The sequence below is a fragment of the Streptomyces sp. BR1 genome (assembly GCF_052373795.1).
GTDB lineage: Bacteria > Actinomycetota > Actinomycetes > Streptomycetales > Streptomycetaceae > Streptomyces.
Genome location: NZ_CM126252.1, coordinates 6,720,025 through 6,738,764, shown reverse-complemented (window position 1 = coordinate 6,738,764; position 18,740 = coordinate 6,720,025). Strand labels below are relative to the sequence as shown.

The 18,740-nt window shown below is 71.8% G+C and carries 18 protein-coding genes; 11 read left to right on the top strand and 7 right to left on the bottom strand.

Features of this window, described 5'->3' with window-relative positions:
* The first annotated feature begins 60 nt into the window (after positions 1-60).
* From ACT1U9_RS29675 to ACT1U9_RS29655, 5 genes are all read left to right on the top strand, one after another.
* Positions 61-843 carry an SDR family oxidoreductase gene (locus ACT1U9_RS29675; protein ID WP_444539286.1) on the top strand — a complete coding sequence of 261 codons (783 nt, stop codon included), beginning with the start codon at positions 61-63 and terminating at the stop codon, positions 841-843.
* A 31-nt stretch (positions 844-874) separates the two neighbouring features.
* On the top strand, positions 875-1,726 hold the full coding sequence (locus tag ACT1U9_RS29670; protein ID WP_444535694.1) for a tryptophan 2,3-dioxygenase: 852 nt from the start codon (positions 875-877) through the stop codon (positions 1,724-1,726).
* Positions 1,719-2,522 (top strand): alpha/beta hydrolase, encoded by an 804-nt coding sequence (locus ACT1U9_RS29665; RefSeq protein ID WP_444535693.1) that lies wholly within the window; start codon positions 1,719-1,721, stop codon positions 2,520-2,522. The genes ACT1U9_RS29670 and ACT1U9_RS29665 overlap by 8 nt, the downstream gene beginning before the upstream one ends.
* Positions 2,523-2,619: 97 nt before the next feature.
* Entirely contained in the window at positions 2,620-4,107 is a 1,488-nt protein-coding gene (locus tag ACT1U9_RS29660) for an MFS transporter (RefSeq protein WP_444535692.1), read from the top strand.
* Positions 4,104-4,676, top strand: a complete 573-nt coding sequence (locus ACT1U9_RS29655; RefSeq protein ID WP_444535691.1) for a TetR/AcrR family transcriptional regulator — start codon at positions 4,104-4,106, stop codon at positions 4,674-4,676. Before ACT1U9_RS29660 ends, ACT1U9_RS29655 begins: the two co-directional genes overlap by 4 nt.
* Before the next feature lie 15 nt (positions 4,677-4,691).
* On the opposite strand, the gene ACT1U9_RS29650 is transcribed toward ACT1U9_RS29655, so the two are convergent.
* Positions 4,692-5,897: an ATP-binding protein gene (locus ACT1U9_RS29650; RefSeq protein WP_444535690.1), complete on the bottom strand. Its 1,206-nt coding sequence runs from the start codon at positions 5,895-5,897 to the stop codon at positions 4,692-4,694.
* The gene (locus tag ACT1U9_RS29645) at positions 5,894-6,553 is read right to left on the bottom strand and encodes a response regulator transcription factor (RefSeq protein WP_444535689.1); all 660 of its coding nucleotides are present in this window, start codon (positions 6,551-6,553) and stop codon (positions 5,894-5,896) included. The genes ACT1U9_RS29650 and ACT1U9_RS29645 overlap by 4 nt, the downstream gene beginning before the upstream one ends.
* A gap of 89 nt (positions 6,554-6,642) precedes the next feature.
* On the opposite strand from ACT1U9_RS29645, the gene ACT1U9_RS29640 reads away from it, so the two are divergent.
* From ACT1U9_RS29640 to ACT1U9_RS29625, 4 genes are read left to right on the top strand one after another with little or no spacing between them, the layout of a single operon-like run.
* Positions 6,643-7,140 (top strand): hypothetical protein, encoded by a 498-nt coding sequence (locus tag ACT1U9_RS29640; protein ID WP_444535688.1) that lies wholly within the window; start codon positions 6,643-6,645, stop codon positions 7,138-7,140.
* Positions 7,137-8,195, top strand: coding sequence for an efflux RND transporter periplasmic adaptor subunit (locus ACT1U9_RS29635; protein WP_444535687.1), 1,059 nt, complete (start codon positions 7,137-7,139; stop codon positions 8,193-8,195). The genes ACT1U9_RS29640 and ACT1U9_RS29635 overlap by 4 nt, the downstream gene beginning before the upstream one ends.
* Positions 8,192-8,881: an ABC transporter ATP-binding protein gene (locus ACT1U9_RS29630; protein ID WP_444535686.1), complete on the top strand. Its 690-nt coding sequence runs from the start codon at positions 8,192-8,194 to the stop codon at positions 8,879-8,881. Before ACT1U9_RS29635 ends, ACT1U9_RS29630 begins: the two co-directional genes overlap by 4 nt.
* Entirely contained in the window at positions 8,881-10,122 is a 1,242-nt protein-coding gene (locus tag ACT1U9_RS29625) for an ABC transporter permease (protein WP_444535685.1), read from the top strand. Before ACT1U9_RS29630 ends, ACT1U9_RS29625 begins: the two co-directional genes overlap by 1 nt.
* A 53-nt stretch (positions 10,123-10,175) precedes the next feature.
* On the opposite strand, the gene cynS is transcribed toward ACT1U9_RS29625, so the two are convergent.
* A complete protein-coding gene (cynS, locus tag ACT1U9_RS29620; RefSeq protein WP_444535684.1) occupies positions 10,176-10,646 on the bottom strand; it encodes a cyanase in 471 nt (156 codons plus the stop codon).
* A gap of 47 nt (positions 10,647-10,693) precedes the next feature.
* The gene (locus tag ACT1U9_RS29615; RefSeq protein ID WP_444535683.1) at positions 10,694-11,308 is read right to left on the bottom strand and encodes a carbonic anhydrase; all 615 of its coding nucleotides are present in this window, start codon (positions 11,306-11,308) and stop codon (positions 10,694-10,696) included.
* A 124-nt stretch (positions 11,309-11,432) separates the two neighbouring features.
* Here ACT1U9_RS29615 and cynR point away from each other — a divergent pair, with 124 nt between their 5' ends.
* Complete coding sequence (cynR, locus tag ACT1U9_RS29610) at positions 11,433-12,344, top strand: transcriptional regulator CynR (protein ID WP_444535682.1); 912 nt, start codon at positions 11,433-11,435, stop codon at positions 12,342-12,344.
* 3 nt (positions 12,345-12,347) lie between these two features.
* Here the strand turns inward: cynR and pspAB are convergent, their stop codons facing one another.
* Both pspAB and htpX read right to left on the bottom strand, forming a co-directional pair.
* Positions 12,348-12,938 (bottom strand): PspA-associated protein PspAB, encoded by a 591-nt coding sequence (gene pspAB / locus ACT1U9_RS29605; protein WP_444535681.1) that lies wholly within the window; start codon positions 12,936-12,938, stop codon positions 12,348-12,350.
* A gap of 79 nt (positions 12,939-13,017) precedes the next feature.
* On the bottom strand, positions 13,018-13,923 hold the full coding sequence (gene htpX, locus ACT1U9_RS29600) for a zinc metalloprotease HtpX (RefSeq protein ID WP_444535680.1): 906 nt from the start codon (positions 13,921-13,923) through the stop codon (positions 13,018-13,020).
* Positions 13,924-14,195: 272 nt separating this feature from the next.
* Here htpX and ACT1U9_RS29595 point away from each other — a divergent pair, with 272 nt between their 5' ends.
* Positions 14,196-15,362: an alpha-hydroxy-acid oxidizing protein gene (locus ACT1U9_RS29595; protein ID WP_444535679.1), complete on the top strand. Its 1,167-nt coding sequence runs from the start codon at positions 14,196-14,198 to the stop codon at positions 15,360-15,362.
* 34 nt (positions 15,363-15,396) lie between these two features.
* On the opposite strand, the gene ACT1U9_RS29590 is transcribed toward ACT1U9_RS29595, so the two are convergent.
* The gene (locus tag ACT1U9_RS29590; RefSeq protein ID WP_444535678.1) at positions 15,397-18,603 is read right to left on the bottom strand and encodes an amidohydrolase family protein; all 3,207 of its coding nucleotides are present in this window, start codon (positions 18,601-18,603) and stop codon (positions 15,397-15,399) included.
* Positions 18,604-18,740: the final 137 nt, after the last annotated feature.

Here is an 18,740-nt window from a genome sequence, read left to right as displayed (position 1 = left end):
CGTCCGCGACACCCGGGCAACGGCACACCCCCGTCCAGACACCACAGGAGCGTAGTGACCATGACGAATGCGGGCAGGCTGAGCGACCGTACGGCGCTGGTGACCGGCGGCAGCCGGGGAATCGGCCGGGCGATCTCGCTGCGGCTCGCCGCCGAGGGCGCGCTGGTGGGCGTCCACTACGGAACCCGCACCGAGACCGCCGAGCAGACCGTCGCCGAGATCGAGGCGGCGGGCGGCAAGGCGTTCGCGCTGCGGGCCGAGCTCGGTGTGCCGGGCGACGCCGAGGCGCTGTGGACCGCGTTCGACAAGGAACTTGAGGCGTACGGCGCCCGCCCCGGCGTGGACGTCCTCGTCAACAACGCCGGGATCACCCTGCCCAAGCGGATCGGCGACGTCGGCGAGGAGGAGTACGACCGGCTCTTCGCGATCAACGTCAAGGCCCCGTTCTTCGTGATCCAGCAGGGGCTCGGCCGACTGCGCGACGGCGGCCGGATCATCAACATCTCGTCCGCCGTCACCCGGATCGCCGTGCCCCACATCTCCGCGTACGCGATGACCAAGGGCGCCCTCGACACGCTCACCCTGGCTCTGGCCCAGGACCTGGGCCCGCGCGGCATCACCGTCAACTCGGTGGCGCCCGGGTTCACGTTCACGGAGATCAACCCGACGCTCAAGGTGCAGAGCGTGGTGGACAGGTACGCGGCCGCCTCCGTCTTCAACCGGATGGGCCGGCCGTCGGACATCGCCGACGTGGTGGCGTTCGTGGCGAGCGACGACGCCCGCTGGGTCACCGGCCAGTGCCTGGACGCGACCGGGGGCGCGCACATCGGAATGCCGTCCTGACCACCGGCCCTTCCCCGACCTACGGAGACCCATGACCGAGCACACCACGGCCGTTGCCGCGTCCTCAGCCCCCGACGGAGCGCCCCAGCTGCGCTTCGAGGGCACGACACCGTACGAGGACTACATCCACGCCTCGGTGCTGTCCTCCCTCCAGCGACCGCTCTCCAACGACCCCGGCGAGATGGCGTTCATCGTCACCACCCAGGTCATGGAGCTGTGGTTCACCCTCATCGTGTACGAGTGGCGGGCCGCGCGGGACGCGTTGCTCAAGGACGACCTCGAACTCGCCATGGACGCGTTACGCCGCAGCCAGCGGTCCCACCAGGCGCTCAACCACTCCTGGCAGCCGCTGGCCGCGCTGACGCCCGCTCAGTTCAATGGCTTCAGGGCCGCGTTCGGCGAGGCGTCGGGGTTCCAGTCGGCGCAGTACCGCCACATGGAGTTCCTGCTCGCCGACAAGTCCCGCTCCCTGGTGCAGGCGCACCGGGGCCACCCTGCGGTGTACGCGGAGCTTGAGGAGGCGCTGGCCGAGCCGTCGCTCTACGACGAGGTGCTGCGCTATCTGTACCGGCGCGGGCTGCCCGTCCCCGAGCATGTGCTGGAGCGGGACGTGACCCAGCCGTACCAGCCCGACGGATGGGTCGAGGAGGTGTGGCGGCAGATCTACGCCGGGCCGCAGAACGACCCGCTGGTGCAGCTCGGCGAGACACTGACCGAGGTGGCCGAGCTGGTGCTGCGCTGGCGCAGCGACCATCTGCTCGCCACCCGCCGGGCCATGGGCGCCAAGGCGGGCAGCGGCGGCTCCCCGGGCGTGGCGTGGCTGGAGAAGCGCGCCAACCGGTCCGTGTTCCCCGAGCTCTGGACGGCGCGCGGCTATGTCTAGGACCCCTTCCGCGTTCGCGGCCGAGGAGGAGCGCCGGGTCCTGAGTATCCGGCCGGTGCTGGCCCCCGTACACCGCAAGTACGGCTCGCATCCGCACCAGGTGTACGACATGTGGCCCGCCGAGGACCCCGACGCTCCGGTGGTGATGCTGCTGCACGGCGGCTACTGGCGCTACGACCGGATGCATCTGACGCCGTTCGCGGCGCATCTGGCACAGCACGGGCTGACCACGATCCTGCCGGGCTTCCGCCGCTCGGGCGGCGCGGGCGGGTATCCCGCCACGTTCGACGACATCGCGCTCGCCGTGGACACGATCACCGACGGGCGCCCCTTCGTCCTGGCGGGCCACTGCTCGGGCGGGCATCTCGCCCTGTGGGCGGGCGCCCGCGCCCTGCTGCCCGAGGACTCGCCCTGGTACACTACCCGGCTGCCCTCGGCGGTCCTGGGCCTGGCCCCGCTCACCGACCTGCGGGCCACCATCCGCGACGACCTCAGCGACGGCGCGGGCGTGCAACTGCTGGGCGGCGCCGACCAGGTCGAGGCGAGGCTCCCGCTGGTCGACCCGCTCACGATCCTGCGCGACAAGGGTTCCACGGGCGTACGGACGGTGGTGCTGCACGGCGAGGTCGACGAGGAAGTTCCGCTCGACCAGTTCTCCGACTACGCGGCCGTCCACCACGACGCCGAGCTCGTCACCCTGCCCGGCATCGGCCACTACACCCTGATCGAACCGGGCTCGAAGGCGTCGGTGGCGGTGATCGACACGTTGAAGCGCCTGTCGGCGCCGCAGCCGTAGCGCTCCCGCAAAGGCGGGGACACGGGGGTGCACAAGCGTTTACCCTAAGAGGGGGTAAACGCTTGTGCACCCCTTTGTGGACCAACCCTGGAGCAGCATGACCCCGGCGACCGCCGCACCGACCCCCACCGGCGCCCACCCCTCCCGCGCGCGGTTCGTCGTCCCCGTCCTCGCGTTCTGCGGTGTCGTCGTCGCCGTGATGCAGACCCTCGTCGTACCGCTCCTGCCGCATGTGCCGGCCCTCACCGGAAGCACCCCGGGAGCGGCGGGCTGGCTGGTCACCATCACCCTGCTCACCGGCGCGGTCTTCACCCCGGTCCTGGGCCGGGTCGGCGACATGTACGGCAAGCGGCGCGTCCTGCTCGCCTCGCTGTGGGTGCTGACCGCCGGATCCGTGCTGTGCGCCGCGACCTCCGACATCGGGGTGCTGATAGCGGGCCGGGCGCTGCAGGGCGCGGCCCTCGCCGTCATCCCGCTCGGGATCAGCATCATCCGCGACGAGCTGCCGCCCGAGCGGGTGCTGCCGTCCATCGCGCTGATGAGCTCCACGCTCGGCATCGGCGCCGCCGTGGGACTGCCGGTGGCCGCCGTGGTGGTGGAGAACTTCGACTGGCACACCATGTTCTGGGCGTCGGCCGCGCTCGGACTCCTCGACCTCGTCCTGGTGCTGTGGATCGTGCCGGAGTCGCCGGTGCGCACCCCGGGCCGCTTCGACGTGCTCGGCACCCTGGGGCTCACCGCCGCGCTGGTCGGCCTGCTGCTCGCGATCACCCAGGGCGCCGACTGGGGCTGGACCTCCGCACGCACCCTCGGCCTGCTCGGCGGGGCCCTGGTCATCGCCCTGTTCTGGGGCCGCTACGAGCTGCGCACCGCGTCCCCGATGGTCGACCTGCGCGTCTCGGCGCGCCCCGCCGTGCTGCTCACCAACATCGCCGCACTTCTCATCGGATTCGCCTTCTACGCCAACTCGTTGGTGACCGCGCAGATGGTCCAGGAGCCCAAGGCGACCGGCTACGGCCTCGGCGCCTCCATCGTGGTCAGCGGTCTGTGTCTGCTGCCCGGCGGCCTGTCGATGGTGGCGCTCTCGCCGGTCTCCGCGAAGATATCGGCGGCGTACGGCCCGAAGACGGCGCTCGCGATCGCCGCCTCCATCATGGCGGTCGGCTATGTCATACGGTTCTTCACCAGCCACAGCCTCTGGCTGATCGTGGCCGGCGCGACCGTCGTCTCGGCCGGTACCGCCATCGCGTACTCGGCGCTCCCGGCGCTCGTGATGCGGGCCGTTCCGGTGAGCGAGACGGGCGCCGCCAACGGCCTCAACACCCTGATGCGCTCGGTCGGTCAGGCCTGTTGCAGCGCGGTGGTCACGGCGGTGCTCTCGCACGTCACCTTTGTCGCGTCGGGGCGGGTGGCGCCCACGCTGCACGCGTATCTGCTGGTCTTCCTCGTCGCGGCCGGCGCTGCCCTGGCCGCTCTGGTGGCGACGCTGTTCCTGCCCTCCGGGCGAGCACCGCGCCCCGCGGCGGCCGTCCCCGGTACGGTCGGTGGGACGAGCCCGATGCCCGCGGCCCAGGAGGGCAGATGACCACCGACGACCGGGGCGAGAGCCCGGCCCCCGGGCACGGCACCGGCCGCGACGCCATCCTGCGCGCCGCCCGCCGCGCCTTCGCCCTGCGCCCGTACGCCGAGGTGACCATGCGGGGCATCGCCGCCGACGCGGGGGTCAGCGCGTCCCTCATCGTCAAGCGCTTCGGCAGCAAGGAGCAGCTGTTCACCACGGTCGCCGACTTCCGGCCCGCCGCCGACGAACTGTTCGCGGCCGCGCCCGCCGAACTCGGGCGGCATCTGGTCGTCACGATGCTGCGGCTGCGCGACGAGTTCCGCGGCGACCCGCTGCTGCGCGTGGTCTTCGCCCTCGGCAACGACGACGAGCGCGCGCTGCTGCGCGAGCGCTTCCGCGAGCAGGTCACAGCTCGCCTTGCCACGCAACTCACAGGCCGTGACGTGGAGTTGCGTGCCGAGCTGATCGCGGGTCAGCTGCTCGGGCTCGGCGCGACCCTCAGCCTGCACCGCCCGGGCGCGGGCAACAGCGCGAAGCCCGAACGCCTCGTGGAGCTGTACGCGCCCGGGCTCCAGCGGCTGATCGACGGCTGATCCCCGGCGTCGGCGTCACACGTGAGACGGCGGCGGCTCGTCCCCGGCCGCGAACACCACGCGTACGGTCAGGCCGCCGCCCACGTCGTTCGCGTACGCCGTCGCCGTGGCGCCATGGGCGCGGGCGATCGAGGCGACGATGGACATACCGAGGCCCGCGCCCTCGCCCGGGGCGTGGCGATGGCGCTGCTCAAGGCGCCGAAACGGTTCGAAGAGCAGGTGCACCGTTTCTCTGGGGATCTCCGGGCCCGTATTTGTCACCGTGATGCCGTCGGGGCCGGTGCGGACCTCCACCCGGCCGTGCGGCACGTTGTGGCGGATGCCGTTCGCGAGCAGATTGTGGAGCAGCCGGTCGAGCAGCACCGTGTCCCCGGGCACGGTCAGCGGCCCGGTGTGCAGGGCCACGGCCACGCCGCGCCCTTCGGCCTCCCGGGCCAGCGCGCCCGCCGCCTTCCGCGCGAGCTCGTGCACCCGTACCGGCTCGCGCCGCTCCAAGCCCTGGTCGGAGGCCGCGAGCAGCAGCAGCCCGTCGATGATCCGCTCGCTGTCGTCCGCGACGTCGATCAGCTTGGCCCGGATCCGCGCGACCTTCTCCGGATCCGGCTCCCCCGCGAGCCCGATCTCGGCCGCCGCCCGCTGCACCGCGACCGGGGTGCGCAGCTCATGGGCGGCGTTCGCGGCGAACCTCTGCTGCGCCGACACCAGCTGCTCCATCCGCCCCAGCATCCCGTCGAAGGTGTCCGCCAGCTGTTTCAGCTCCCCCGGCGGCCCCTCCAGCGCGATCCGCTCGTGCAGGTTCTGGCCGGAGAGCCGTCGCGCGGTCTCGGTGATCACGGCGACCGGGCGCAGCACCCGGCCCGCCATCCACCACGCGAGCGCGATGGACAGCACCGCGTAGGCGCACAGCACGATGACGGAGACCGCGAGCAGCCGCTTCAGTGCCGCGTGCTCGACCGCGTCGCTGAGCGTGCGGGTGACCGCCATGCCCCTGACCACCCCCGGTGGCAGCGGCCCCGGGCTCGCCGGTGCGGCGCTCGCCCACTCGCCGGTGGTCGGCAGGTCCTTGAACTCCTTGGCCGGTACGGCCGTCGTCACCGCCGTACTGATCGACGCGTACAGACCCTGCTGGACCAGCAGATAGACCACGGCCGTCAGCAGGACGCCCGCCAGGACCAGGAGTCCGCCGTACAGCGCGGTGAGCCGCGCGCGTTCGGACTTCATGCCGCGATCCGGTAGCCCGCGCCCGGCACGGTCTCCACCACGGGCGGCTCGCCCAGCTTGGCGCGGAGTTTGCTGAGCGTGACCCGTACGGCGTTGGTGCGGTAGCTGGTGCGCTCCTCCCACACCTGCTCGATCAGGTCCTCGCCGCTGACCACCGCGCCCTCGGCCCGCAGCAGCGCTTCGAGCACCGCGAACTCCTTGCGCGACAGATGCAGATGGCGTCCGTCGCGGCTGGCCTGGCGGCGTGCGGTGTCCACGACGATCCCGGCGCGCTCCAGTACGGGCGGCAGGCCGGGCCGGGCGCGGCGGCCGAGCGCCAGCACGCGCGCGAGGAGCTCGTCGTACGCGAAGGGCTTGGCGAGGTAGTCGTCGGCGCCGAGCCCGAGGCCTGCGACCCGGTCCCGTACCGTTCCGGCGGCCGTCAGCATCAGCACCCGGGTCAGCAGCCGCTGCTCGACGACGTGGCGGCACACGTCGTCGCCGTGCAGGCCCGGCAGATCGCGGTCGAGGACGATCACGTCGTACGCGCCGAACCGCAGCTTCTCCATCGCTTCCAGGCCGTCCGACGCGACGTCGACGGCGAGCGCGTCGCGGCGCAGCCCCTCGGCGATCATCTCCGCGAGGAATTCCTCGTCCTCCACCACCAGTACACGCATGGCCCCTGTGTAGCCGAAAGTGACCTTTCGCCGTTGTTAACACTTCCGCTGAGGGAAACGAAACACCCCCTCGCGGCAGGCTCCCGCCCATGACGACCTACCGGCGACACCTCAGCAGGACCCTGGCCGCCACGGCCCTGGCCTCCCTCGCTCTCCTGACCGCCGCCTGCTCGGGCGGCAAGGGCTCGGACGGCAAGAGCGACAGCGTGAGCGACGAGGGCAAGAAGGCCGACCAGGCCCTGGAACACCGCAAGTGTCTGCGCGGGCAGGGGCTGAAGGTGCCCGAGCCCAAGCCCGGACAGGACGACCGGGCGCTGAGCATCGACGGCGGCGACATGTCGAAGGAGAAGATGGAGAAGGCGATCAAGGCGTGCGCCGGCAAGGGCGGCTCGGGCGGCGGCAGCGGGCCCACCCAGGCCGACAAGGACAAGATGCTCAAGTACGCGCAGTGCATGCGCAAGAACGGCTTCAACATGCCCGACCCGAAGTTCGACGGCGGGATGATGTCGGCGCAGCGGATACCCGAGGGCGCCGAGAAGGAGAAGTTCGACAAGGCGAACAAGGCGTGCGAGAGCGTCGGCCGATGAGCCGGCGCAGGCTCGCCGTGGCGCTCACCACCATCGTGCTGGTCGCGGGCGGCGGCGTCGCCGTCACCGCCCTCGGCACCCCCGACCACCCTCAGCACAAGGACCGCTCGGGGCTCCCGCCCGCCACCGTCCCCATCACCCGGGGCGATCTCAGCGACAGCACCCAGCAGGACGGCACGCTCGGCTTCCTCGGCGAGCAACGGATCAACGCGGGCGCCACCGGCACCGTCAACTGGATCGCGGGCGCGGGCGCCACCGTCGGACGCGACGACCGGCTGTACGAAGTCGACGGCAAGCCGGTACGGCTGTGGTACGGATCCGAGCCGATGTACCGGACCCTCAAGAGCGGCGACAAGGGCAAGGACGTACGCCAGGTCGAGGAGAACCTGGCAGCGCTCGGCTACACCCGCTTCACCGTCGACAACGAGTACAGCGCCGCGACCGCCGCCGCGGTCAAGCGCTGGCAGAAGTCCCACGGCCTGAAGCAGACGGGCGAGATCGGCCCCGACCAGATCGCGTTCGCGGGCAGCGCCGTACGGATCAAGGAGGCGGGCGCGGCGGCGGGCGACCCGGTGGCGCCCGGCAAACCGGTGCTGACCGTGACCGGTTCGGAACGGGTCGTACGGTTCAAAGTGTCGGTGGCGGACGCCAAGTCCGCGAAGAGCGGCACCAAGGTCACCGTCGAACTGCCGGACGGCACCCGGGCGTCCGGCAAGGTGACCGGCGTCGGCAAGACCGCCAAACCCGGCGACGACGCGCAGGACAAGACCCCGAAGATCGACATCACCGTGTCCTTCGACAACCCCAAGAAGGTGACCGGCTTCGACCAGGCGCCGGTCACGGTCGAGTTGACCGGTGAGACGAAGAGCGACGTCCTGTCCGTACCCGTCAACGCGCTGCTGGCGCTGGAGGGCGGTGGTTTCGGGGTGCAGGTCGTGGAGAACGGCACCACCCGCGAGGTCTCGGTCGAGCTCGGCATGTTCGGTCAGGGGCGCGTGGAGATCACCGGTTCGGGGTTGCGCGAGGGAATGAAGGTCGGGGTGCCATCCGTATGAGCACGGTCGTCCGGCTGACGGGCGTCACCAAGGAGTACGCGGGTGACGTCCGAGCCCTCGACGGGGTCGATCTCACCATCGCGCAGGGCGAGTTGCTGGCCATCGCGGGCCCGTCCGGCTCCGGCAAGTCCACGCTGCTGCACATCGTCGGCACCCTCGACCGGCCCACCGCCGGCACGGTGGAGATAGCGGGCCACGACGTGGCCACGCTCACCGACCGCCGGCTCTCCGCACTGCGCTCCCAGCACATCGGCTTCGTCTTCCAGGCGTTCCACCTGGTCCCGGGCGTCAGCGCGCGGGACAACGTGGCCGAGGGGCTGCTCTACTCGGGGCTCCCCCGCACCCGGCGCCGCGCCATGGCCGCCGACGCGCTCGCCCGCGTCGGCCTCGCCGACCGTATGCGGCACCGCCCGCACGAGCTGTCCGGCGGCCAGAAACAGCGCGTCGCCATCGCCCGGGCGGTGGTCGGCGAGCCCGATCTGCTGCTCGCCGACGAACCGACCGGAGCCCTTGACTCGGCGTCCGGGAAAGCGGTGATGGAACTGCTCCACGATCTCAACGCGGAGGGCGCGACCATCGCCGTCATCACCCACGACACGGAGATCGCCGCGGGGCTCCCCCGCCAGGTGCGCATCCGCGACGGCCGGATCGTCGCGGACACGGCACGGGGAAAGGTCGCGGCGTGATGGCTTCCGATGCGGCGGACACGGCCAACTCCCCTCGTACGAAAGGAACTTCCCGGCTCAAAGCCGCACGGCTCAGCCCCCGGGACGTCCTCCACGTCGGCTCGGCCGGACTGCGCAGCCGACCCGTGCGGGTGGTGCTCTCGGCGCTCGGGATCGCCATCGGCATCGCCACGATGATCGCCGTGGTCGGTATCTCGGCGTCCAGCCAGGCCCAGTTGATGCGCCAGCTCGACGCGCTCGGCACCAACATGCTGGTGGCCAAGCCGGGCGAGGGCATGTTCAGCGGGCAGCAGGTCAAACTGCCCAAGGACGCGCCGGGCATGGTGGGCCGGATCGACGGGGTCCAGGAGGTCGGGGCGAGCGGTGACCTCAAGCAGTCCGTCCGCCGCACCGAGAAGATCCCCAAGGACGAGACCGGCGGCATCGCCGTCAAGGCGGCCACCGAGCGGCTGATCGACGTCCTGCGCGGAAAGATGAGCTCCGGCACCTGGCTGAACGCCGCCAACGGACGCTATCCGTCCGTGGTCCTCGGTCATGTCGCCGCCGACCGGCTCGGGATCACCAAGCCCGGGCAGCAAGTATGGATCGGCGACCGCTACTTCACGGTCGTCGGCGTCCTCGACCCGATGCCCCTGGCGCCCGAGATCGAACGCTCGGCGCTGGTCGGCTGGGAGGCGGCGCAGCGGCTGCTCGGCTTCGACGGACATCCGACGGCGGTGTACGAGCGGTCGACGGACGCCTCCGTACGCTCGGTGCACAGGCTGCTCGCCGCGACGGTCGATCCGCAGAACCCGCAGAACGTGGCGGTCAGCGACCCTTCGGCCGCGTTGCAGGCAAAGGCGGCGACCGAGGGCGCGCTGTCCACCCTGCTGCTCGGGCTCGGCGGCATCGCGCTGCTCGTGGGCGGGGTCGGCGTCGCCAACACCATGATCATCTCGGTCCTGGAACGCCGCCACGAGATCGGTCTGCGCCGCTCGCTGGGAGCCACGCGGGGCCAGATCCGTGTCCAGTTCGTCGCCGAGTCCCTGATGCTCTCGGGCCTCGGCGGCCTGGCGGGCATCGGCCTCGGCGCGGCGGCCACGGGGGTGTACGCGTACTCGGGCGGACTGCCCTGGGTGGTCCCCCTGTGGGCGGTCGGGGGCGGTTTCGGCGCGACCTTGGTGATCGGCACCATCGCCGGTCTGTATCCGGCGGTACGGGCGGCACGGCTCTCCCCGACGCTGGCGCTGCACGCGGCGTAGGACAGTGGGCGGCCGGTCGTCACGTACGACCGGCCGCCCCTAGCCGTATCAGGTCAGAACGGCTTGGTCGGCAGGTACTTGCCGTCCAGGGTGATCACCGCGCGCTCGCCGCCCTCGGGGTCGGCGACCTTCTTCACATCGAGCTTGAAGTTGATCGCGCTGATGATGCCGTCGCCGAACTCCTCGTGGACCAGGGCCTTCAGCGTGGTGCCGTAGACCTGGAGCATCTCGTAGAAGCGGTAGATCGTCGGGTCGGTGGGGATGCCGCCGGGGATGGAGCCGCGGGTCGGGATGGTCGCGAGCAGCATCGCGGCATCGTCGTCCAGGCCCAGGAGCTCGGCGACGGCCTTCGCGGCGTCGGCCGGAAGGGCGTGCTGGCCGAGTACGGCGGCGGTGACGAAGGCGACCGACAGACCGGTGACGTCGGCTATCTGCTGCCAGGTGAGGTCCTTGCGCGTCTTGGCCTCGACGGCGGTGGCGGCGAGGGCCTGACGGGCGGTGGGGTCGAACTGGGCGTGCACCATGAGAGGGCTTCCTTTCCAGAGGTGAATCAGGGTTTGGGGAGGGTGGGTCAGGCGGCGAGTACGGTGCCTCGGCCCGTCGCCGGGTCGAGCTCTTCGACCGTGCCGGTGCCGATGTCGTAGACCCAGCCGTGCAGAGTGACCGTGTGCGCGGCGAGGGCGCGGGCGACCGAGGGGTGGGTGGCCAGGTTCGCCAGCTGGGCGAGCACGTTCTGGCGCACCAGCGCGTCCACCGTGTTCGCACCGGACTCGACGGTGGTGGCGCGGGCCTGCGAGGCGTCCGCGTGCCGCAGCCAGGCGTCGACCGTCGGCGCGCCGCTCAGGTCGTGGCCCTCGGCCAGGGCGGTCATCGCACCGCAGGCGGAGTGCCCGCACACCACGATGTCGGACACCCCGAGCACGGCGACCGCGTACTCGATACCGGCCGCGACACCGTGCGGGCCGGGGCCGGGGGTATAGGCGGGGACGAGGTTGCCGACTGCGCGGACGACGAAGAGCTCGCCCGGCTCGCCCTGGGTGATCAGCTCCGGCACGACGCGGGCGTCGGAGCAGCTGATGAACAGCGTCGTGGGCCGGTGGGTGTCGGCCAGGTGGGCGAAGAGCTCCGCCTTGGCCGGAAAGACGTCCCGCCTGAACCGCGCGACACCCTCGGTGAGGTCCTGCATGGTCACTCCCTTCAGTGGCTGTCCGCCCCGTGGGGCTGACGAGATCCACCATGCATGACCTGGATCTATAGTGTCCAAGACGCAATATCCATGACTTCTATCGATGACATCTATAATTGTGGTCATGGCCCTGGAACTCCGTCATCTGCGCTATCTGCTCGCCGTCGCCGAGCACGGCAGCTTCACCCGTGCCGCCGAGGAGCTGCACATCTCCCAGCCCACGCTCTCCCAGCAGATCAAGCAGCTCGAACACACCGTGGGGACTCAGCTCCTCGACCGCACGGGACGGGCCGTCCGGCTCACCGACGCGGGTGGGACGTATGTCCACTACGCCCGCCGCGCCCTGCGGGACCTGGCTGCCGCCGAGCGCGCGGTCCTGGACGTGGCCGACCTCTCGCGCGGCAGCCTGCGCCTGGCGGTGACGCCGACGTTCACCGCGTATCTCACCGGCCCGCTCGTCGCGGAGATCCACAGCCGCCACCCCGGGATCACCCTGGACGTACGGGAGATGACGCAGGACCGCATCGAATCCGGACTGCTGGCCGACGAGCTCGACCTCGGCATCGCCTTCCACGGCGACCACGCGTCCGGCATCGCCGCGACGCCCCTGTTCACCGAAACCCTGAGCCTGGTCGTCGCGGCCGACCGCACGCCGGACGCCGAGCCTCCACTGCCCGCCTCGAATCTGTCGGAACGTCAACTCGCCCTGCTCAGTGGCGACTTCGCCACCCGTACGCACATCGACGCCTACCTCGCCGCCCAGCGGGTGCGGCCGCACATCGCGGTGGAGGCCAATTCCATCCAGGCGCTCACCGAGATCGTCCGGCGCACCCCGCTGGCCACCGTCCTGCCGGACGCGGTCACCCATGACCACCCCCATCTGCGGCCCGTCACCCTCGAACCGCCCCTGCCCGCCCGGACCGTCGCCCTGCTGCGCCGCGAGAGCGCCTACCAGAGCGCGGCCGCGCGCGCCTTCGCCCGGCTCACCCGGTACGTCGTGGACGAGCGCGGCTATCCGCACCCTCGGGACGTATAGCGCTCACGCGTCCAGGCCCGGCGCGCCCCACACCGGGAACCAGCGGGCCAGGTCCTGCTCGATCCGCAGGTCGTCCCCCACCACGGCCTTGATCCGCAGCTCCAGCGCGCTGTCACGCTTCTCGGTGGAGCCGGAGAGCGGGGCGAAGGGGTAGAAGGTGCCGCGCTTGTAGAGGTAGACCAGCGCGAGGGACTGCCCCTCGGCGTCCCGGAAGCCGACCAGGGAGCACAGCAGCTGCGGGCCGAAGCCGCTGTCCTGGAGCGCGGAGTTCACGGCGTGCAGATCACCGACGAGCTCGGGCAGTTCGGCGGGGGTGCGGCGGGAGAGCAGCCAGGTGTAGCCGTACTCGTCGCGGCTGAACTCCACGGGCACATCGTCCCGTTCGGTGTCCGCGTTGAGCAGTGCCTCGACGTCCTGGCGGATCTGGGTGAAGGCGCCGCCCTCGACCGTGGTGAAGCACACCGAGCCCCGCCCGGTCGGCGTGAACCCCGCGCCCGCCTCCAGGGTCAGGGCCGCCGACGGCACCGCGAAGAGCTGGTCGAGGTCGGGGGCGACGGGTTTGGTGCGCCCGAGCAGGATGTCCAGGAAGCCCATACGGATCAGTCGCTCCGTCCTGTGCGGGATGCGTCCCGGGACGCGGATCGGGTCGTGCGTACCGGGTCCGCGCGGCCGCTCACGCCGGGCGGCCCAGCTCGGCGGAGATCCTGGCCAGCCGGTCGAGCCGCACTTCCAGGGTGGGGTGGGTGGAGAAGAAGCGGGAGAGCGAGGCGCCCGCGCCGAGGGCGGGGGCGAAGTAGAAGGCGTTGAACGCGCTGGCCGTGCGCAGGTCCTTGCTGGGGATACGGGCGATGTCGCCGTCCAGCTTGGTCAGCGCCGAGGCGAGCGCGGAGGGCCGGCCGGTGAGCAGGGCGGCGGCCCGGTCGGCGGCCAGCTCCCGGTACCGCGAGAGCGCCCGGATCAGCAGGAAGCTCAGCGCGTACACCGCCGCCGACACCACTATGACGGCCATCAGGATGGCGAACGTGTTCTGGTCGCCCCTGCGGCGGCCGCCGAACATCTGGGAGTAGAACGCGAACCGGACGATCAGCCCGGCGATGACTCCCAGGAACGAGGCGACGGTGATCACCGCGACATCGCGGTGCGCGACATGGGACAGCTCGTGCGCCAGGACCCCTTCCAGCTCCTCGGGCTCCAGGCGGCGCAGCAGGCCGGTGGTCACACAGACCACCGAGTTGTCGGCGTTGCGGCCGGTGGCGAACGCGTTGGGCAGATCGATGTCGGAGACGGCCACCCGGGGCACGGGCATGTCGGCTGTGGCGCACAACCGGTCGACGATGCCGTGGAGTTGGGGGTATTCCTCGCGGGTCACCAGCCGGCCGCGCATGGCGTACAGCGCGATCCGGTCGGAGAACCAGTACTGGCAGAAGAGCGCGACGGCGGCGATGACGACGACCAGGACCGTCGACTTGAGCAGGACCAGGAGCGCGGCGACGAACGCCACGTACAGCAGTCCGAGCAGGAACACCGTGACCAGCATGCGGGCGGTCAGCTGCCGGTCGGGCTGGAAGCGGCTGCGCATGGCCGTCATTCCTCGATCGGGGCGTCGTGGTCCACGGCGGGGGCCGTGCGGCCGCGGACGGGCGTGCCGGGCAGCCGACGACGAATCTTGTCGATCATGATGTCTCCCAGGGGCCCAGGACTCTGCTCTCACTCTCCACCATGCCACTTACGGTGCCCGTAAAGGAGCGTGGCGGCGCCCGGATGACGGGGTAGGAGCTCTGACCGGACGCCGGTCGGCGTACCGTACGGGGCGCCCGTGGCGTAGCGGGTCGCGAGGGGAAAGGCTGCTTGATGAGTCAGTCGTTTGGCTTCTATCAGAACGAGATCTACTTCGAGGGTCTGGGCGGCGTGGTGCCGCGCTTCCCGCTCACCTACGACGAGCTGGAGTCCAGAGCCCGGGCCGCGCTCGCGCCCTCCCTCTGGTCGTACGTGGCGGGCGGCGCGGGGGACGAGCGCACGCAGCGGGTCAATGTGAAGGCCTTCGAGCGCTGGGGGCTGTACCCGAGGATGTTCGTCGGGGCCGACCGGCGCGATCTCTCCGTCGAGCTGTTCGGGATGACGCTGCCGTCACCGCTGTTCATGGCGCCGATCGGGGTCATCGGCCTGTGCGCGCAGGACGGGCACGGCGATCTGGCCACGGCCCGGGCGGCGGCCCGCACCGGTGTCCCGATGGTCGCCTCGACGCTGACCGTCGACCCCCTGGAGGAGGTCGCCGCCGAGTTCGGCCCGACGCCGGGGTTCTTCCAGCTCTACACCCCCACCGACCGCGACCTGGCCCAGAGCCTGGTGCACCGGGCCGAGAAGGCCGGGTTCAAGGCCATCGTGGTCACGCTCGACACCTGGGTCACCGGCTGGCGCCCCCGCGATCTGAGCATCGGCAACTTCCCTCAGCTGCGCGGCCACTGCCTGGCCAACTACACATCGGATCCGGTCTTCCGCGCGCGGCTCGACCGCACCCCCGAGGAGGACCCCCGGGCCGCCGCCCTGCACTGGGTGCAGGTCTTCGGCAACCCGCTGACCTGGGACGATCTCCCGTGGCTGCGCTCGCTCACCTCGCTGCCGCTGATCGTGAAGGGCCTGTGCCACCCCGAGGACGTACGCCGTGCCAGGGACGGCGGGGTGGACGGTATCTACTGCTCCAACCACGGCGGCCGCCAGGCCAACGGCGGGCTGCCCGCTCTCGACGCGCTGCCCGGCGTCGTCGAGGCCGCCGACGGGCTGCCGGTCGTGTTCGACTCCGGCGTCCGCAGCGGCACCGACGTGGTGAAGGCCGTCGCCCTCGGCGCCACGGCCGTGGGCGTCGGCCGCCCGTACGCCTACGGTCTCGCCGTCGGCGGCACGGACGGCCTCGTCCACGTCCTGCGTTCCATCCTCGCCGAGGCCGATCTTCTGATGGCCGTCGACGGCTACCCCACGCTCGCCGACCTCACGCCCGAGGCGCTGGTGCGGCTCACCTGATGCCGGGGGCGGGGCCGGACCCCGCCCCCGCCCGTCAGCTCGACGGGAAATGGGACTCGATGTCGCAGCACCCGTCCCGCCGCATCAACCGCCCCACCGCCAGCCAGTCGTCCGCGGCGGCGGCGCGTCGCGGAGCCGCGGCCGGGTGCGCGAACGAGGCCACCAACTCCTCGGTCACATACGGCACTCCGCCCCTGAGCACCGCCACCGTCCGTACCAGCGTGTCGAAGTCGGTGAACGGGTCGCCGTCCACCACCGCCAGGTCCGCGATCTTGCCCTCCTCCAGCGTGCCCAGGTCCCGGTCGACACCGAAGAGCCGGGCCGGGAGCACGGTCGCCGTGCGCAGGGCCGCCGCCGGGGAGAGCCCGCCCCGGTGCAGTGCGCGCAGGCCGATGTGGAGGGAGAGGCCGACCGGGACGAGCGGTGCGTCCGTGCCGAGCGCGACGATGCCGCCGGCCGCCAGGACCCGGCGGTACACGTCGGTCTCGGTGCGCAGGGTGGCCAGTTGGGCCGGGGTCGGCGCCACGGACGCCGACTGCTTGACCACCGCCACGTCCCACGGCGGCATCACCACGGTGACCCGGGGGTCCTCGGCGAGCTTGGGGTCGGCGCCGATCAGCGGTACGGAGGTGAACGGCGTGGCGATGAGCGAGAAGTCGACGCCCCGCGCGGTGTAGATCTCGACCACGTCCTCGTACGCGCGCCCCGACGCGGTGGTGGCATGGCCGAACTCTGCGCGCTGGGTAGCTTGCAGATGGGTCGTCACATCCTGACCGCTCTGCACACCCGGCGACAGCAGATGGCTGCCGGAGCGTACGCCGAGCCGCTCGTGCGCAAACCTGGCGGCCTCCTCCATCACCCAACTGGGCGCCCGCACATAGGTCTTGACGAAGTCCCAGTCGAGCGCGGCGCCACGTTCGAGGGAGCGCCGCAGCCCGCCCTCGGTGCGGTGGGCGCGGCCCATGCTGTAGGCGACCCGGGAGCCGTCGAGCAGTTCGCCGGTGGTGAGCAGCCGGGGCCCGGCGAGCTCCCCGGCCGCCACCGCCTCGCGGATGCGGGCCTGTTCGTAGGCGAATCCGCCGAGCGAGACGGCGGTGGTGATCCCGTACGTCAGCTGGCCGACGGTCTGCCGCCCGCCGTAGGTGCTCTGCCACGGGTGGGTGTGCGTGTCCCACAGACCCGGGATGACCGTACGGGCCGAGGCGTCGATCAGCCGCTGCGCCCCGCGCCTGCGGTGCGGCTCGACGGACGCGATACGCCCGTCCCGGACGACGATGTCCACGTCGTCGCGCACGCTCTCGCCCGTGCCGTCCCACAGCCGTCCGGCGTGCACCACCGTGTCGTCGGGCGCGGGCCGCCGCCTCTCCAGGGGTACGCGGACGGTACGGGCCGGGCCGCCGTCGACGTCGATGAGCCGCAGCCGGTCGCAGGAGAGATGCAGGAGCGTCTTCGAGTCGCCCGACCAGGAGGGGTGGTCGGCCGGTTCGGTGGTCAGGGTGCGCGGCGGGCCCTGCGGGGTGCCGTCGGGCGCGACGGGCAGCAGGCAGAGGGCGGACTCGACGATCACCGCCATCCAGCGTCCGTCGGGCGACCAGACGGGTCCGGAGTCGTAGCGATCGGAGACAGAGACATGAGGTGCCACCGCGTGCAGCCGGTCGGCGCCGGTCGTGGTGTCGACGACCCGGATGAGGTTGTAGCCCTCGCGGAAGCGCAGGTTGAGCCGGTTGCGGTCGCAGAGCGCGAGGTAGCGGCCGTCCGGCGACCAGCTCGGCCGCCCGGGCAGCCCGCCCCCGCCCATGGCCGACACCAGCACGCGTTCGGTACCCGCCGCCAGGTCCCGTACGACGAGCCGGCCCGACATGTCGAGGCAGGCGAGCCGCTTCCCGTCGGGCGAAAGGGCGGGGTGGACCCGTCCGCCCGTGGCCAACGCCGTTTCCTCTCCCGTGGCCAGATCTCGCCGGTACACACCGAGCAGACCGTCGCGGTCGTCCGCGTACAGCAGGGAATGTCCGTCTCGCGACCAGACCGGCGCGAGCAGATAACGGGTGGGCTCGCCCCGACGAATCCGCTCGGGCCGCCGCCCGCCCGAAGTGTCCGCCAGCCAGAGCGAGTTGAGCGCGGCGAAGGCGACGCGCTTCCCGTCGGGCGAGAGCGCGGGCAGATGGATGCCCCGCACGGGGCGCGCCCGCCCGTCGCCGAGGTCGTACTCCTTGACCCGGTAGCGCGGCCGCTTGACCGGAAGCACGCCCTCGAACTCGACGCGTTCCGTCTCCCCCGGCTTCTCGGGGCGTACGAGGGTGAACCGGCCGTCCACGGTGAGCAGCAGCTCCCCGGCCGCCGTCCAACGCGGCGGCACCGGGGCGACGTCTCCGGCGACCGGGACGGCCTTGCCGTCGACGACGAGGACGCACGAGGCGTTGGGCGCAGCGGTGGTCCGCAGATAGGCGAGGCGCCGCCCGTCCTGCGCGAGCGCCGGGGTCATGACCTGCGCGGCCTCGGTCTCGGTGTGTTCGACAACGACCGGACCTCCCCGGGCCGGGACGGCGGTGACGGTCCGCGCCTCAAGACCGGGCCCGGTCGGCGTGGTGACGGCCCGCGCGCGGACGAACAGGATCCGCTTCCCGTCCGGCGACCAGGTGGGGTCGAAGTCCTCCCACGCACCGTCCTGCAACGGCCCGTCCTGCCCGGCGAGCCCCGTCAATCGGGTCAGTTCGCCGTTCCGCAGATCGAGTACGTGGATACGGTACGGGCCGCCCGTCACCGGGTCGCCGCCGCGCTCGGAGGCGAACGCGATCCGGGTGCCGTCGGGCGACCAGGCCGGACCCCGGTCGTCCCAGGGCCCCTCGGTGCGGCGGCGTACGTCCGACCCGTTCGGGCGCATGGTCCACACGTGATAGCCGCCGCCCTCGTACGCGCCGAAGGCGATCAGCGTGCCGTCCGGGGAGTACGTGGGCCGGTTCGGTTCGATGGCCGCCGGGGTGAGGGGAACGGCCTTGCCGCCACCGCGCGGCAGCGACCACAGCACGCTCTGGATCTCGACGATCAGCCGGTCCCCGGCGGGCGACAGCGTCGCCGAGCCGTTGGTGGTCTCGGTGAAGGTCAGCGCGGGCCCGGTACGCGTCCTGGCCCGGGCCAGTGCCGGGGGCGATCCGATGGCGGTGGCGGCACCGGCCACTCCTGCGGCGGCGAGCAGTTGACGACGGGAGAGGGAGAACGCGGCGGCGCTCCGATCACGATCCATAACGCCTTACGCTGGCGCACCTCACGGCACATCAGCAACCCTGCGATTCAGGCCAAATGGGTCGGCTGCGGATCGTGCTGGGTTGCTCGCGCCCACCGGCCCGCACCCGAAATTCGTCGGCCAACCGCGATGACTTC